The 14,137-nt window shown below is 69.4% G+C and carries 13 protein-coding genes; 9 read left to right on the top strand and 4 right to left on the bottom strand.

Annotation, left to right across the window (positions count from 1 at the left end; all coding sequences use genetic code 11):
- The first annotated feature begins 13 nt into the window (after nt 1–13).
- The 3 genes from HUT18_RS25650 to HUT18_RS25640 all read left to right on the top strand — a co-directional run bounded on the left by HUT18_RS25650 (nt 14) and on the right by HUT18_RS25640 (nt 3,255).
- A complete protein-coding gene (locus tag HUT18_RS25650) occupies nt 14–1,369 on the top strand; it encodes an extracellular solute-binding protein (RefSeq protein ID WP_176102903.1) in 1,356 nt (451 codons plus the stop codon).
- A gap of 162 nt (nt 1,370–1,531) precedes the next feature.
- A complete protein-coding gene (locus HUT18_RS25645; RefSeq protein ID WP_254879090.1) occupies nt 1,532–2,338 on the top strand; it encodes a carbohydrate ABC transporter permease in 807 nt (268 codons plus the stop codon).
- A gap of 92 nt (nt 2,339–2,430) precedes the next feature.
- On the top strand, nt 2,431–3,255 hold the full coding sequence (locus tag HUT18_RS25640) for a carbohydrate ABC transporter permease (protein ID WP_176104803.1): 825 nt from the start codon (nt 2,431–2,433) through the stop codon (nt 3,253–3,255).
- Nucleotides 3,256–3,359: 104 nt separating this feature from the next.
- Here HUT18_RS25640 and HUT18_RS25635 read toward each other — a convergent pair whose 3' ends face one another.
- From HUT18_RS25635 to HUT18_RS25625, 3 genes are all read right to left on the bottom strand, one after another.
- A complete protein-coding gene (locus HUT18_RS25635; protein ID WP_176102901.1) occupies nt 3,360–5,036 on the bottom strand; it encodes an FAD-dependent oxidoreductase in 1,677 nt (558 codons plus the stop codon).
- Nucleotides 5,037–5,088: 52 nt separating this feature from the next.
- On the bottom strand, nt 5,089–6,003 hold the full coding sequence (locus HUT18_RS25630; protein WP_176102900.1) for a diiron oxygenase: 915 nt from the start codon (nt 6,001–6,003) through the stop codon (nt 5,089–5,091).
- 97 nt (nt 6,004–6,100) lie between these two features.
- The gene (locus HUT18_RS25625) at nt 6,101–6,652 is read right to left on the bottom strand and encodes a hypothetical protein (protein WP_176102899.1); all 552 of its coding nucleotides are present in this window, start codon (nt 6,650–6,652) and stop codon (nt 6,101–6,103) included.
- A gap of 498 nt (nt 6,653–7,150) precedes the next feature.
- Here HUT18_RS25625 and HUT18_RS25620 point away from each other — a divergent pair, with 498 nt between their 5' ends.
- The 6 genes from HUT18_RS25620 (at nt 7,151) to HUT18_RS25595 (ending at nt 12,840) form a co-directional block, all read left to right on the top strand.
- Nucleotides 7,151–7,588, top strand: coding sequence for a hypothetical protein (locus tag HUT18_RS25620; RefSeq protein ID WP_176102898.1), 438 nt, complete (start codon nt 7,151–7,153; stop codon nt 7,586–7,588).
- 836 nt (nt 7,589–8,424) lie between these two features.
- Nucleotides 8,425–9,723, top strand: a complete 1,299-nt coding sequence (locus tag HUT18_RS25615) for a hypothetical protein (protein WP_254878804.1) — start codon at nt 8,425–8,427, stop codon at nt 9,721–9,723.
- Nucleotides 9,724–9,879: 156 nt separating this feature from the next.
- Nucleotides 9,880–10,206, top strand: coding sequence for a hypothetical protein (locus HUT18_RS25610; RefSeq protein ID WP_176102896.1), 327 nt, complete (start codon nt 9,880–9,882; stop codon nt 10,204–10,206).
- Nucleotides 10,206–11,567, top strand: a complete 1,362-nt coding sequence (locus HUT18_RS25605) for a hypothetical protein (protein WP_176102895.1) — start codon at nt 10,206–10,208, stop codon at nt 11,565–11,567. The genes HUT18_RS25610 and HUT18_RS25605 overlap by 1 nt, the downstream gene beginning before the upstream one ends.
- Nucleotides 11,567–12,247 carry a hypothetical protein gene (locus HUT18_RS25600; protein WP_176102894.1) on the top strand — a complete coding sequence of 227 codons (681 nt, stop codon included), beginning with the start codon at nt 11,567–11,569 and terminating at the stop codon, nt 12,245–12,247. Before HUT18_RS25605 ends, HUT18_RS25600 begins: the two co-directional genes overlap by 1 nt.
- Entirely contained in the window at nt 12,244–12,840 is a 597-nt protein-coding gene (locus tag HUT18_RS25595) for a hypothetical protein (protein WP_176102893.1), read from the top strand. The genes HUT18_RS25600 and HUT18_RS25595 overlap by 4 nt, the downstream gene beginning before the upstream one ends.
- Nucleotides 12,841–12,952: 112 nt before the next feature.
- Here HUT18_RS25595 and HUT18_RS25590 read toward each other — a convergent pair whose 3' ends face one another.
- Nucleotides 12,953–13,984, bottom strand: coding sequence for a YafY family protein (locus HUT18_RS25590; RefSeq protein WP_176102892.1), 1,032 nt, complete (start codon nt 13,982–13,984; stop codon nt 12,953–12,955).
- Nucleotides 13,985–14,137 lie beyond the last annotated feature (153 nt).

Raw genomic sequence — 14,137 nt, 5'->3', positions numbered from 1 at the left:
GGGAGGTCGCGCCGTGCGCCCCACCGCCCCCGTACTCCTCGGCACTCTGCTCCTCACCGCCGCCACACTGAGCGCCTGCGGCGGCGGTTCGGGCAGCGATCCGGACACCGTCCGGGTCGCCTACAACCGCAGCACCGACAACAAGACCCGGTACAAGGACCGCTATCTGGCGGACATGAAGAAGCAGTTCGAGAAGGAACACCCGGGCAAGAAGGTCGAGTTGGTGCCGATCCAGGCGCCCGACAACGACTACGCCACCAAGGCGCAGCAGATGATGCGCTCCCCGCGCACCGCACCCGACCTCGTCTTCGAGGACACCTTCCGGATCAACGCCGACATCAAGGCGGGCTATCTGCGGCCGCTGGACGAGCAGTTGGCGCAGTGGGACGACTGGAACAAGTTCGCCGACACCGCCAAGGCCGCGGCGAAGGCGGAGGACGGCAAGACGTACGGAGTGCCGGTCGGCACCGACACCCGCGCCCTGTGGTTCAACAAGAGCGTCTTCAAGAAGGCGGGGCTCCCCGAGAACTGGAAACCGAAGAACTGGAACGAGGTCCTGGACGCCGCCCGCACCGTCAAGAAGAAGGTCCCCGGCGTCGTCCCGCTGAACGTCTACACCGGCAAGGCCCCCGGTGAGGCGGCCGTGATGCAGGGCTTCGAGATGCTGCTCTACGGCACCGGCGAGGACCCGCTGTACGACCCGGGTGCCCATAAGTGGGTCGCGGGCGGCAAGGGCTTCGAGGACTCGCTCGACTTCCTGCGCACCGTCTACGGCGAGAAGCTCGGCCCCGAGGTCTCGGACGCGCTGGACGCGAACGTCCCCACCAGCGTGGGCACCGAGTGGCTGCCCGAAGGCAAGCTCGCCATCGCCCTGGACGGTTCCTGGCTCGGCCAGCACTGGACCAAGGGCGGCGGGCGTGAATGGCCCGAGTGGTCGAGGGAGTTGGGGCAGACCCCGATGCCCACCCAGCACGGCAAGGCCCCCGGCACGGTCTCGATGTCGGGCGGCTGGGCGTGGTCGGTGCCGCAGAAGGCGGCCAACCCGGAACTCGCCTTCGAGTTCATCAAGACGATGCAGCAGAAGAAGAACGCGGTGCGCTGGGCCGTCGCCGACGCGCAGATCGCGGTCCGTGAGGACGTGGCGAGCGACCCCGCGTACCTGAAGTCGATGCCCGGGATCGCCTTCTTCACTTCCCTCGTGGAGCACACCCACTACCGGCCCGCGCTGCCGGTCTATCCCCAGGTGTCCACGGCGGTGGGCGAGGCGATGGAGGCGGTGACCACGGGTGACGCGAGCCCGAAGGAGGCGGCGAAGGAGTACGACTCACGCCTGAAGGACATCGTCTCCGGCGCGGTGGTGAACAGGTAGCGGGGGCCGACGATGGCCACCACCGCCGAGACGGACACGACAGGGGCGGGCGAGCCGGGTCACTCCGGCGGGAGCGCCCTCGGGAAGAGTCCGAGGCCCGCCCGCCCCCGCCGCCGGCTCGCCTTCCTGCGCTGGCTTCCGCTCGCCCCCGCGACCGTTTTGATGCTGCTGTTCCTGGCCGGTCCGATCGCGTACTGCGTGTGGATCTCCTTCACCGACATGCAGTTGACGGGTTCCGACCGGACCAACTTCGTCGGCTTCGACAACTTCCGCCGCGCGTTCGGCGACGAGAAGTTCCGCAACGCGGTGTGGCTGACACTGGTGTTCACCTTCCTGTCCTCGCTGGTCGGACAGAACACCCTCGGCCTCGCGCTCGCGGGCCTGATGCGCCGGGCCTCCCGTCCGGTGCGGACCGTGACCGGGGCGGTGGTCATCGCGGCCTGGGTGCTGCCCGAGATCGTGGCCGCCTTCCTCCTGTACGCCTTCTTCCGCCGCGAGGGCACCCTCAACGCCGTCCTGGACTTCCTTCGACTGCCCGACCAGAACTGGCTGTTCACCCTGCCGATCCTGGCGGTGTCGTTCGCCAACGTCTGGCGCGGCACGGCCTTCTCGATGCTCGTCTACTCGGCGGCGCTCGCCGAGATCCCGCAGGAGATCAACGAGGCCGCGGAGGTGGACGGCGCCCGCGGCTGGCGCCGTCTGGTGCACGTCACGCTGCCGCTGATCCGCCGCTCCATCGCCACCAATCTGATGCTCAACACCCTGCAGACGCTCTCGGTGTTCGGCCTCATCTGGGCGATGACCCGCGGCGGCCCCGGCGACCGCTCCACCACCCTGCCGGTCTTCATGTACGACCAGGCCTTCACCAAGAGCCTGATCGGCTACGGCACGGCGGTGGCGCTGCTGCTTCTGCTGGTCGGCGCGCTGTTCTCGGCCGTGTATCTGCGGCTCGTCAGGGATGAGGTGTGAGCGTGGCCCGGACCCAGACCGACGCACCGCCGAAGGAGCCCGGGCCGCGACCGCCGCTGCCCGGGTCCCGGAGCCGTCCGTCCCGCGCCCGGCTGCGCCGGGGCACCCGCCAGCGCCTCGCCGCGAACGCCGCCCTGCTCGCGCTGGCCGCCGCCTTCGCGCTGCCGCTGCTTTGGCTGCTGCTCGCCTCCGTGGACAGCGCCGCGACCTTGCGGGTACGGGCGCCCGACTCGCCCACCGGCGACAACTTCTCGGCGGTGTGGACCGAGGAGATCACCTTCACCCCGATGCGCAACAGCCTGCTGCTGTGCGGCGGCGCCACGCTGATCACCGTGGCCTGCGCCGCGCTCGCCGCCTACCCCCTGTCCCGGCTGCGCTCCCGCCTGACCCGCCCGTACCTGCTGACCGTCCTGTTCAGCACCAGCCTGCCGATCACCGCGATCATGGTCCCGGTGTACGGACTCTTCGTGCGGATCAACCTGGTCGACACCATGTACGGCACCGCGCTGTTCCTCGCCGCCTCCCAACTCCCGTTCGCCATCTGGCTGATGAAGAACTTCATGGACGGCGTCCCGGTGGTCCTGGAGGAGGCCGCCTGGACCGACGGGGCCTCCGCCTTCCAGTCACTGGTACGGGTCGTACTGCCCCTGATGGGCCCGGGCCTGACCGTGGTCACCGTCTACTGCTTCGTCATGATGTGGGGCAACTTCTTCGTCCCCTTCATGCTGCTGCTCTCCCCCGACCAACTCCCCGCCTCGGTCTCGGTCTTCAGCTTCTTCGGGAACTACGGGACGGTGGTCTACGGCCAGTTGGCGGCCTTCTCGATCCTGTACTCGACGCCGGTGATCCTGCTGTACGTACTGATCGCACGCAGGCTCGGCGGCGGCTTCGCGCTGGGCGCGGCGGTCAAGGGATGACCGCCAACGGCCTTGTACGGCCCCGGACTTGAGGAGCACGCAAAGAGGCCGGGCCCGGACACCACACACTGTGTCCGAACCCGGCCTCCGCGCGAGGGCCCCGGTCAGCCGACGAGCCACCGCCGACGGCTGCGCGCCGCGTCGAGAAGTTCCCCGACCGTGGCGAGCTTGGCCCTCGGGCGGCCCGCACGCTGCCCGTTGCCGATCTCGGTCCGGTTGATCGCCGCCAGACCGCGCGCGTCGACCACCTTGCGGTTACGGCTGCGCGCGAGCCGCTGGAAGGACTTCGGCCCCTCGGCCGGGGCGGTCAGCCGTCCCTCGATGGCGTCGGCGAGCAGCGAGCCGACCGTCTCATCGGCACAGGACCGGTTGGCCCCGATGCCGCCGGAGGGACCACGCTTGATCCAGCCGACCACGTACGTACCCGTCGAACCGGCCACCCGCCCCGCCTCGTTGGGCACGACGCCTGCGGCCTCGTCGAAGGGCAGCCCGGCCACCGGCACACCCCGGTAACCGATCGCCCGCAGCATCAGGCCCACCGGGATGTCGAGTCCGTCCTCGCCGTCGCCGCCGGTGACCCGTACCGCGCGGACGCCCCCGCCGTCGCCGCCGAGCACCTCCACGGAGGTGGAGTGGAAGCGGAAGACGATCCGCTTGCCCGGCGCGGGCGCCCCCGAGTGGTCGAGCGCCTCGCGGGTGACGCCGCGCAGCACGGCCGCCTTGGACTTCGACTCCGCCGCGTCGATCGCGGCCGCGATCCGCGGATCGTGGTCGTCCACGACCAGGTCGACGTCCTTCAGGTGCTTGAGCGCGAGCAGTTCGGACCGGGTGTACGCCGCGTCCTCGGGCCCGCGGCGGCCGAGGACGACCACCTCGCGGACCTTGCTGGTACGCAGTGCGGCCAGGGCGTGGTCGGCGATGTCCGTCCCGGCCAGGTCCGCCGGGTCCGCGACCAGGATCCGGGCGACGTCCAGGGCCACATTGCCGTTGCCGACCACCACGACCCTCTCCGCGGACAGGTCGATGGCGTCCGGCGCGACCTCCGGGTGGGCGTTGTACCAGGCGACGAAGGAGGTCGCCGAGATGCTGCCGGGCAGGTCCTCGCCCGGTATGCCGAGCCTGCGGTCGGTGGAGGCGCCCACCGCGTAGATCACCGCGTCGTGGTGCGCGGCCAGTTCCTGGGCGCTGATCTCCTTGCCCACCTCGATGCCCAGGTGCATCCGCACCCGCGGGTGCCCGTGGAAGCGGGAGAAGGTCTCCCCGACCTTCTTGGTGTCCGGGTGGTCCGGCGCCACGCCGTACCGCAGGAGCCCGCCCGCCACCGGCAGCCGGTCGATCAGGGTCACCTCGGCACTGGTGTGCAGCAGCAGGTCCTCGGCGGCGTACATACCGGCCGGCCCGGTGCCCACCACCGCGACCCGCAGCTTGCGGAAGTCGGGCGGCAGCACGCGGTCGAACGAAGGCGCGCCCCAGGCATGGAAGTTGGGCCCGTGGTCGTCGACCGGCGAGGTCTCGCGCTCGCGGGCGACGTCGTCGTAGTACGCCGCGTTGATCCGGGCGTACTCCTTCTGCGACGGGAGCAGGGACTCCACCGGGAAGACGGCGTCCACCGGGCAGGCGTCCGCGCAGGCACCGCAGTCGATGCACGACTTCGGGTCGATGTAGAGCATCTCGGTGCTGCCGAACGCCCGCTCCTCGGGCGTCGGGTGGATGCAGTTGACCGGGCAGACGGCGACACAGGTGGCGTCGCTGCAACAGGTCTGGGTGATCGCGTAGGTCATGTACTCGGCTCTGTTCGGCTCAGGTCGGCTCGGATCGTCAAGGCCGCACGGCTCAGATGAGGTTGGCGCGCTTGTAGAACAGGAGCGCGGGCTTGGTGAGCAGGCGGGCCGAGGTCAGGAACTCCATGAGCCCGGCGCAGCTGGAACGCATCATCGACTTGTGGTGCTCGTTGGCCCGCGCCTCGGTGAGCGCGCGCTCCTGGTCGAGCCCGGCGTTCTTGTAGACCTTCTTGTTCACCATGCTGGTGACGATCAGGTACGCGGCGACCGAGATGACGAAGGCCTGGATCTGGCGGCGCACGAAGCCGGTCCCGCGCATCCGGCGCACGGTCTCGTCCCGGGCGAACTTCATGTGCCGGGATTCCTCGACCACATGGATGTTGTTGATGGTGCGCACGAAGGGCACCACGCGCTCGTCGCGCATCCAGTCGCGCTGCATGACGTCGAGGACTTCCTCGGCGACCAGGATCGCGGCGTAGGCGGCCTCACCGAACGCGATGGTCTTGAAAGCCCGGCCGAGTTCCATGACCAGGCGGTTCGGCTTGTACGGCGGGGCCTGGAGCTTCTCGGCGCCGCGGGCGAACATGATCGAGTGGCGGCACTCGTCGGCTATCTCGGTCAGCGCCCACTGGAACTTGGGGTCGGTCGGGTCCATCGAGTAGATGTCGCGCAGCACCATCTGCTGCAGGATCATCTCGAACCAGATACCGGTACTGGCGACCGAGGCGGCCTCCTGCCGGGTCAGCTCCTTGCGCTGCGCCTCGGTCAGCTCGTTCCAGTAGTCCGTGCCGTAGAGCGTGCTCCACTCCGGGCTGGCGCCGTGGAAGTCCTTGTCGAGCGGCGTCTTCCAGTCGACCTCGGTCACGGGGTCGTAGGAGAGCTGCTCGGCGGAGTCAAGCAGACGCCCGGTGACCTCTCGGCTGCTGGCCTGGGCCGGCGTCTCGGGCTTGGCGATGCTGCTAGCCATGACGGCACTCCCTTCCTCGGTTTACCTGATACTAAGCAGTTACAGTTACCTGAGGTAATGGGTATGCCTGTGGCGCGCGTCACATTGCTGGCGGGTCCTACGAGGCCTCCCGGCCACGACCGCGCAGGCACTTCTCCAGGTGGTCGATGACCCGGTCGACCGGGCCGAGGCTGGTGGTCCGGTCCGTCAGTACGGAGTGCCCCTCGTACCGGAGCCGGTACTGGAAGCCGTCCCTGAGCTGTTCCGAGATGCTGCGCGCGGGGACCTCGCCGAAGTCGACCTCGGCGAGCAGGGCGGCCAGCGTGCGCTGTTCGGTTCCGTCCAGCGCTCTCGCCGTGCGTTCGCCCTCGCGGGACCTGACCCGCACCTCACCGTCCGGCGTGACGGTGATGCCGCGCCGTACTCCGGCGAAGCCACCACTGACGTCGAGACTGACAGCGCCCGCGATCACCCCCTGCTCGCCCTTCCCTTCCTTCTCTTCCTGCTCTTCCTGCTGGCCCGTGGGCTTGGCGGAGCCGCTCGGTGGCGCCTCGGCGCTCGTGGAGCCGCGGTCGTCACCCGCACCGTCGGCCCCCGCGCACCCCACGGATCCCAGGAACAGCACACCTCCGGCCGCCAGACTCAGCAGCCGCGCCGCGATCCTCGTCAACGCACCCTCCTCATGGCCCGGTTGGGCTCAAAATAGCGCCCGGAGCGACACCTTGACCCGTGTTTCACACGCCGGGCGCAAACAGGAATCCGCGAAATAAGTCCGCTGTTCACCCGCGCTCGGCCATTGGCGTCCGTCCGACAGTACGAACAGTGCCCCGAAAACTTCATCCGGGAAAGGGTCCGGGGGCGCGGAATTCATGTGCCCGCCCACCGCGCAGGGGACATTCCCGCGCCGCCGGACCGCACCCCGAAAATCACCCGTGACCAGCGAGGGGGTGCGGGACAAGAGGGAACTCCGGCGCACACGGCCCGCGATCCCCTCATTCCGCTCCGGGGCGCAACTCCCCGTTGTTTCGTGCTCATATGAAAAGCGCTGGATTCCTTTCGGCCCTTGTCCTCGGGCGGCGGTTCGACGGGTGAGCCCCGAGGGATAACCCTGACGAACACGGAAAGAGAGCCGTATCGAGCGGCTCCGGAGCGGAAAGGAGCACACTGCATGGCCGCCATCACCAAGATCGACGCGTACGTCTACACCGCGGACGTCGCGAACGCGGGCACCAATGGCTGGGTCTATCTCGGCATCGCGGGCCGGGAGTTCCACCTGGACTCGACCGAGGACGACTTCGAGCAGGGGAAGGTCTTCACCTACACCCTCGGCGACGGAGCCAACGTCAAGGACCCCGCCTACAACGACCCGCGCAGCCCGCAACTGGACACCGACGACCTGGACCGCTACCCCGCCTACCTCCGGTTCGAGCCGGCGGGCAGCGACCCGGCCTGGTGCCTGGAGCGCGTCATCGTCACCGTCAACCCGGGCAGCCAGACCCCGCACCGGTTCGACAACCCCCGCCTGGTGGGCAGTTCGGACAACCAGCGGATCTGGCTCGACCAGCAGTACGGAAAGCAGGTGGGCCTCAAGCGTTTCGACGGCTGAACGCACGGCTGACTCGACAGCCGATTCGACGGCTGAAACGGGGCGCCGCCACCCCCACCAGCCGGTGACACACCCCAGGGAAAGCGCGGCCGGAGCCATTGGAGCTGGCTCCGGCCGCGCACCCGTATTTTACGTCCCGGCGGCACGGCCTACGCGCGCCACCGCGCAAAACGACCGGTAATTCGCCCTCTGCGCCCGCTACGCCCTCGCGGAACAAGCGAATTTCGGTCCCGGAGCAACTCCCGTACCCCTACGGATCGTTGACCGAACGACACCACCCCGCCCCCGAAAACACCGCCCCCACCGGCGCAATCAAGAACTCCGCCAACCCCAACAACCCCTTCCCACCCACCACTTGAAGCCACTCTTACCGGCCATTTCCCCGTGGGCCCCGCGGTGGAGATCCATGCGCCACCGCACCGGATTTCCCGTGTTCAAGAGGTTACGGAAATCAGCGGCCCCGGAGCGCCGAACCGTCTCGCTCTGCCGCCCTCTGTCCGGTTCCTGACGCGCCGTCCGTTCAGAGCATGGACGCGCCCTCATGGATCAGGTAGCGCAATAAGGACCGGAGTCGCACTCCCCTCACCAGAGGTGATCTCTGCCCATACACACCTGATACGGAGGCCCCGATGAGTTCCGAAGGAAACGGAAAGCGGTGTCGCCGGCGGTCTCGGCCCAGAACGAGAAGCACACCGCCGACCAGACGGCCCCGACACAGCCACCGGCACCGCACCCTCCTCGCCGCAGCACTCGCGAGCACCGTCGTAGCCGCGCTGACCGCCACCGCCGCAAGCCCCAATTCCCATGCCCCGAGCGGGAGTTCGCAGGCGCGGCAGGTGACCGGGACCCTCCCGGACGGCGCCACGTACGTGATGGACGTGCCCGCCGACTGGAACGGCACCGTGCTGCTCTTCAGCCACGGCCTGGTCGTCGAGGTGCCGGGCGACCAGCCCAACCCGGCCCGGAACGCGCCCGGTTGGGGCCGGACCAAGGACCGCCTCCTCGCCGAGGGCTACGCGCTGATCGGCTCCTCGTACGTCTCGCCGGGCTGGGTGGTCGACACCGCCGTGGACGACCAGCTCGCGACCCTGCGGATCTTCCAGGAGCTGTTCGGCCCCGCACGCCGGTCCCTCGCCTGGGGCGAATCCCTGGGCGGCATGATCACCACCAAGCTGGCGGAGACGCACGGCGAGGCGATCGACGGCTCGCTCTCGCTCTGCGGCACCCAGGCGGGCGGCGTCGCACGCTGGAACAACCAACTGGACCTGGCCTTCGCCCTGCGCACCCTGCTCACACCGGACGCGGACACCCCGCTGACCGGCTTCGCCGACCGCGCGGAGGCCGACGCCTCGGCCACGGCACTCAAGTCGGCTACGCGCCAGGCGCAGGACACGGCGGCCGGACGGGCACGGATCGCCCTGGCCGCCGCGCTCGCGGGCGTCGCCGGGTACAACTCGCCGAGCCAGCAACGCCCCGGCCCACACGACTGGGCGGTCATGGAGGCCAACCAGTACGCGGCCATCTCGGCGACACTGCTCTCCTCCACCACACAGTGGCGGCAGGACGCCGAGTCCCACGCGGGCGGCTCGATGTCGTGGAACACCGGCGTCGACTACGCCGCGATGCTGGCGCGCTCCCCGTACGAGGACGAGGCCAAGGCCCTGTACAAGGCGGCGGGCCTGTCCCTGACCCGGGAGCTGGCGGCCCTGAACGCCGCACCCCGCATCCCGGCCGACGCTCCCGCCATCGACTTCATGGCCCGCACCGCCTCCTTCTCCGGCAACCTCACCAAGCCCCAACTCAACGTGCACAACGTCCACGACGGCCTGGTCCCCGTCCAGAACCAGCACGCCTACCGCGAAACGGTCCGCAGGGCAGGCACCACCGAGCACCTGCGCCAGGCGTACATCGCACGCGCGGGCCACTGCAACTTCACCGAGGACGAGGCACTGACAGCGGTCAGAACCCTCAACGCACGTGTGGCGTCCGGCAGTTGGGGCGACACCAGCGCACGGGCACTGAACGAGTCGGCGGCCGCGCACGGGGCGACCACGGAGACGGCGTACGTGGAGTACGGGCCGCCGGGATTTCCTCGGCCGTATGACCTGGCGGGCAAGCGGGCGGACCGTCCCTAGAAACCACTGCCGCCCGCCCCGGTTCTCCTCAAGTACACCTGGAGTACGGTGTGTTGCCATGTCCCGTCCGGCTGCGGAGCACCGCGCCCCGGCGGGACATCGTGGCAGGTCCGCCGCGTAACGGCGGGGCACGGTACGGGGGAAGGATCGCCGGACATGGGCGAGTACACGAAGATCGACGACCTCGAGGTCATCCGTTCGATGGGGCAGGGCCTGACCGAGATCAAGGCAGCCTTCGACGGCCTGGACAAACTGAAGGGCCAGTACGAGGACGACTTCGGGGAACACGATCTCGCCTGGCAGTTCGGCGACTTCGCGGGCAACTGGGACCACCACCGGGAGGAACTCGGCGAGGAGGTCAAGCGGCTCGGCGAGATAGCGAAGGGCGCCGCGAAGACCTACGACGAGGTCGACCGCGAACTCGCCAAGGCCCTGCGGGAGTCCGACCGCAAGGCTGCCGACAAGAAGAAGGGGAAGTCCTGATGGGGCGCCCCGCCGACTGGCAGCCGCTCGCGGACAGCGATCCGATACCCGGGAACCCGGAACGCCTGGAAGAGCTCGGCAAGAAGCTCCGCAAGACCGCGGACGAGCTGGAGAAGCAGCTACGGCACATCAAGGCCGCCGCCGAGGTCGAGTCCTGGGACAGCAACGCGGGCAAGGAGTTCCGGGAGAAGGCCAAGAAGTGCCGGGGCCGCCTGGAGGCCGCGCACAAGCGGTACGACACGGCGGCGGACGCCATCGGTGACCGGATAGCCGACCACGGCGCCGACTACGAGTCCAACGCCTCGGCGACGCCCGGGACTTACGTCACCGAACTCAAGCGCGCCCAGAAGATCGCCGAGATCGCCCGCCAGGACGCGCAGCAGGCCGAGAGCGACCAGAGCGCGGCCAAGAAGGGCCTGGACGCCCTCGACAAGTCCGGCAAGGACAAGAAGAGCGACAAGGGCGACGACAAGAGCAAGACGAAGCTGGAGGACCAGGAGCGCGCCGCCGGTGCGGCCCTGGGCTCGGCGCGCGACAAGCTGGAGAAGGCCAAGAGCATCCGCGACGCCGCGGCCAAGAAGGCACGCGACGCCATCGACGACGTCATCTCCGGCGATGCCCTCAAGGACGGCTTCTGGGACAACTTCGCGGACGTCGTCGACAAGATCTCCAGCGTCACGGAGCTCGTCTCCAAGTGGGCCGGGATCGCCGCCCTCGCCGTGGGCTGGATCCCCATCATCGGCCAGGGCCTGGCCGGTCTCCTCGGCGCGATCTCCATGGTCGCCACGCTCGTCAACATCGCCTGCACGGTGATTCAGGTCGGGATGGGCGACGCCTCCTGGACCGAACTCGCCTGGTCCGCCGTCGGCCTGCTGATGATGGGTGCGGGCAAGGTCATGGCCAAGCTCGGCGGGAAGTACGTGGCGCGGACACTCACGCGGATGAAGAAGGCCAAGAGCGGTAACCAGACCGGCAAGCAGGTCAAGCGGAACCGGCAGAAGTTCAACCGCGACTCCGGGAAGCGGCCCAAGCTGGAGAAGGGCGACATCCCGAAGGCGATCCGGGAACCGGTGACCGAGATCTTCAAGAAGTCCACCTGGAAGGACGGATTCCAGGGCGGTTATCGTCAGGCGTACCGGGAGCTCAAGAACCGTGGTGACGGAAGCTTCGTCAAGGGGAGCTTCAAGTCCATGTCGCTCGCCGATGCCTCGGTCGCGTCCGACCTCAAGGAGATCAAGCACTTGGGCAAGAGCATGAGCGAGCACTTCGCCGTCAACCAGGCGTCCCGGATGGCCACCGGGCTCAGCGTGGCGGGCAGTGGGGTCACCGCGGCCGGTCTCTTCATCGACGAGGTGCACTGATGACACACGAGTACGAGGCCGACGCGCCCGAGGACGACTACACGGTCGCCTTCGCGGACGACAGCGACTGGTTCGACCTGCTGTTGCACGAAGGCACCCGGGAAGAGGCCGAGCAGCTGGCGGCACGGCACGTCGCGGGGTTCAACCCGCTGCACCTCTCGGTCGGACGCGAGGAACTGCACGCCGAGTTCCTCCGGCTCGCGCGGGAGGTCCACGAGGACGGAGCCGTCAACGCCGGTGCCTCCTTCACCGAGGACGGCACCCTGCTCGCCCTGATGACGGTGCACTCCCTGGGCGAGGACGGGGTCACCCGCCCCGACCGCGAGGCGTTCCTTCCCCAACTGCTGCGCTGGGACGGCGCCAAGGCCAAGGCCGAGCCGGAGATCCAGCGACTCGACCTCGGCCCCGGCCCCGCCCTGCGCGTACGGCTGCTGCTGGCCGAGAAGCGCCTCCTCGGCTTCGGCAGCAGGATCCTCGAAGCCGTCCGGTACGCGGTCTGGCCGACCGGCCAGGAGGAGATCATCACCATGGACGTGTGGTGGCGGCACCCCGAGCGTGGCGACGAACTCGCCGCCATGGCGGACGCCCTCGCCCAGGGCATGCGGATCGTGCCGGATTCGGCCGCCGGTACGCAGGACTTCGGCCCCGGCGCCGAGGGCAAGCGTGGTGAAGCCCGATGACCCTGAAGACCGACTGGGACACCCCGCCCACCGACTACACCGTCCTCGTCCCGCACGGCTGGTTCCAGCTCCCCCTCGATCCCGAGCAGCGGGACCGGAGCATCATCGCGCTGGCCGACCAGCAGTTCGCGGGCGTCGACAACGCACCCGTCCTGAAGCAGCGCATGATGCGCGACCTCCAGAAGCAGTGCAAGGCCGCCCACCGTGCCGGGGGCCTGGAGCTCTACCTCTCGCTCATCACCGTCGGCGGACTGCCGCTCGCCTCCTCGCTCCTGGTCAGCCTCGTGGCGGACGGCTACCCCAACTGCCGTACCCCGCACGACCTCGCCTCCCGGCTGCGCCAGATCGGCCGCGAGGCCACCGTCGCCCCACTCGACGGCTCGGGCGACGCCGTACGCGAACAACGCACCGAAGCCCCGGACCCCGACCGGCAGATGGGCAACACCCTCGCCACGACCACGGTGGTCTACAACATCCCGGTACCCGCGAGCGAGAAGTGGCTCACGCTGACGTTCTCGACGCCGTTGGAGACGATCGCGCCGCGGATGGTGGAGCTGTTCGACACTGTGGCGGGGACTCTGCACTGGGAGTAGCCAGGGTCAACTGGGTCTGGCTGCCTGGGGCGTTGGGGATCAGCGACGATCCCAGGGGCCAGCCGCGCCCGCCCCACTGCGAGGCATGGGCCTGCGCCACAGCGTCCCAGTCTCAGTCGACACTTTCGTCGCGCGAGACCTCCGTGCCCACCTCGCCCTTGCCCCCGCCGCCGTAAACCCCCGCCAGCGCCCCCACCGTCTCCGCCATCACCCGTCGCAGCTCAACCGGTGCCACAACTTCGACGTCGACGCCGAGCCTCAGCCACTCCCCACAGGCGTGCGGGGTGCTCTCCGTCGGGACGACCGCCTCGATCCACCCCGCGTCGCCGACGGGGGTCGCGGTGGCCTCCACGGCCCGCACCACCTCCGGGGGCACGTTGTCCGGCAGGCGCCGACGCCCTTGTGGGGAGAGGCGGATGGTGGCCGTGCCGGTGTAGCGGCGGGATGCGAAGTCGTCGAGGTAGGACGCCCAGTAGGTGCTCAGGTCGAAGTCCCCGGGCCGGTCGAAGTGCTCGTCGGTCGGCTCGGCTTCCAGGAACTGGGACACCCGGTAGGTCGCGATCCGGGACGTCGTGGCGGACGCGGCAACGACGTACCAGGTACCGGACTTGAGCACCAAGCCGTAGGGACGCAGTAGGCGGCGCACCTCCTGTGGCGCTCGCCAGCGCCGGTAACGCGTGTCGACCGCTTGCCGGTTGAGCACCGCGTCGACGAACAGCGGGAGATACGGGGCCTGTTCGGGCTCGCGGTACCAGCCGGGCGCGTCCAGGTGGAACACCGCCGTAGTGCGTACCGCTTCCTCCCGCAGTCCCGTCGGCAGCGCGGCCAAGAGCTTCAGGCGGGCCGCCGTCACCTCCGGTGCGAGCCCCAACTCGGCGGCGGGGCCCGGCAGTCCGGCGAGGAACAGGGCCCGCGCCTCGCCCTCGCTCATTCCGGTCAGCTGGGTGCGGTAGCCGTCGACCAGTTGGTAGCCGCCGCCCCGTCCCGCCTCCGCGTAGACCGGCACCCCGGCGGCCTGCAACCGCGCGAGGTCCCGGTAGGCGGTACGTACGGACACGCCCAGCTCCTCCGCGAGCCCGCGCGCGGACACACGGCCACGGGATTGCAGCAACAGCAGCATCGACAGCAGTCGACCGGCGGACATGAGCGCATTCTCCCCGAACTCCTGGGCACGCCCACGGAGTTGCCGAGGACTCCCCGTGGTTGCCGAGGGCTCCAGGGAGTCGCCGAGGACTCCCCAGATCTCCGCGGCAAACCCTGACAGCACCTGGCACACGGCTCGCCTACTGTCGGCCCG

The sequence above is a fragment of the Streptomyces sp. NA04227 genome, from assembly GCF_013364195.1.
GTDB lineage: Bacteria > Actinomycetota > Actinomycetes > Streptomycetales > Streptomycetaceae > Streptomyces.
Note: the sequence above shows the minus strand (reverse complement) of the source record. Positions and strands in the feature narration are given on the sequence as shown.

Coding starts and splice junctions, on each gene's coding strand:
- HUT18_RS25645 (WP_254879090.1), top strand. CDS start 1,532: ATGCTGCTGTTCCTGGCCGGTCCGATCGCGTACTGCGTGTGGATCTCC.
- HUT18_RS25635 (WP_176102901.1), bottom strand. CDS start 5,036: ATGACCTACGCGATCACCCAGACCTGTTGCAGCGACGCCACCTGTGTC.
- HUT18_RS25630 (WP_176102900.1), bottom strand. CDS start 6,003: ATGGCTAGCAGCATCGCCAAGCCCGAGACGCCGGCCCAGGCCAGCAGC.
- HUT18_RS25620 (WP_176102898.1), top strand. CDS start 7,151: ATGGCCGCCATCACCAAGATCGACGCGTACGTCTACACCGCGGACGTC.
- HUT18_RS25610 (WP_176102896.1), top strand. CDS start 9,880: ATGGGCGAGTACACGAAGATCGACGACCTCGAGGTCATCCGTTCGATG.
- HUT18_RS25605 (WP_176102895.1), top strand. CDS start 10,206: ATGGGGCGCCCCGCCGACTGGCAGCCGCTCGCGGACAGCGATCCGATA.
- HUT18_RS25600 (WP_176102894.1), top strand. CDS start 11,567: ATGACACACGAGTACGAGGCCGACGCGCCCGAGGACGACTACACGGTC.
- HUT18_RS25595 (WP_176102893.1), top strand. CDS start 12,244: ATGACCCTGAAGACCGACTGGGACACCCCGCCCACCGACTACACCGTC.
- HUT18_RS25590 (WP_176102892.1), bottom strand. CDS start 13,984: ATGTCCGCCGGTCGACTGCTGTCGATGCTGCTGTTGCTGCAATCCCGT.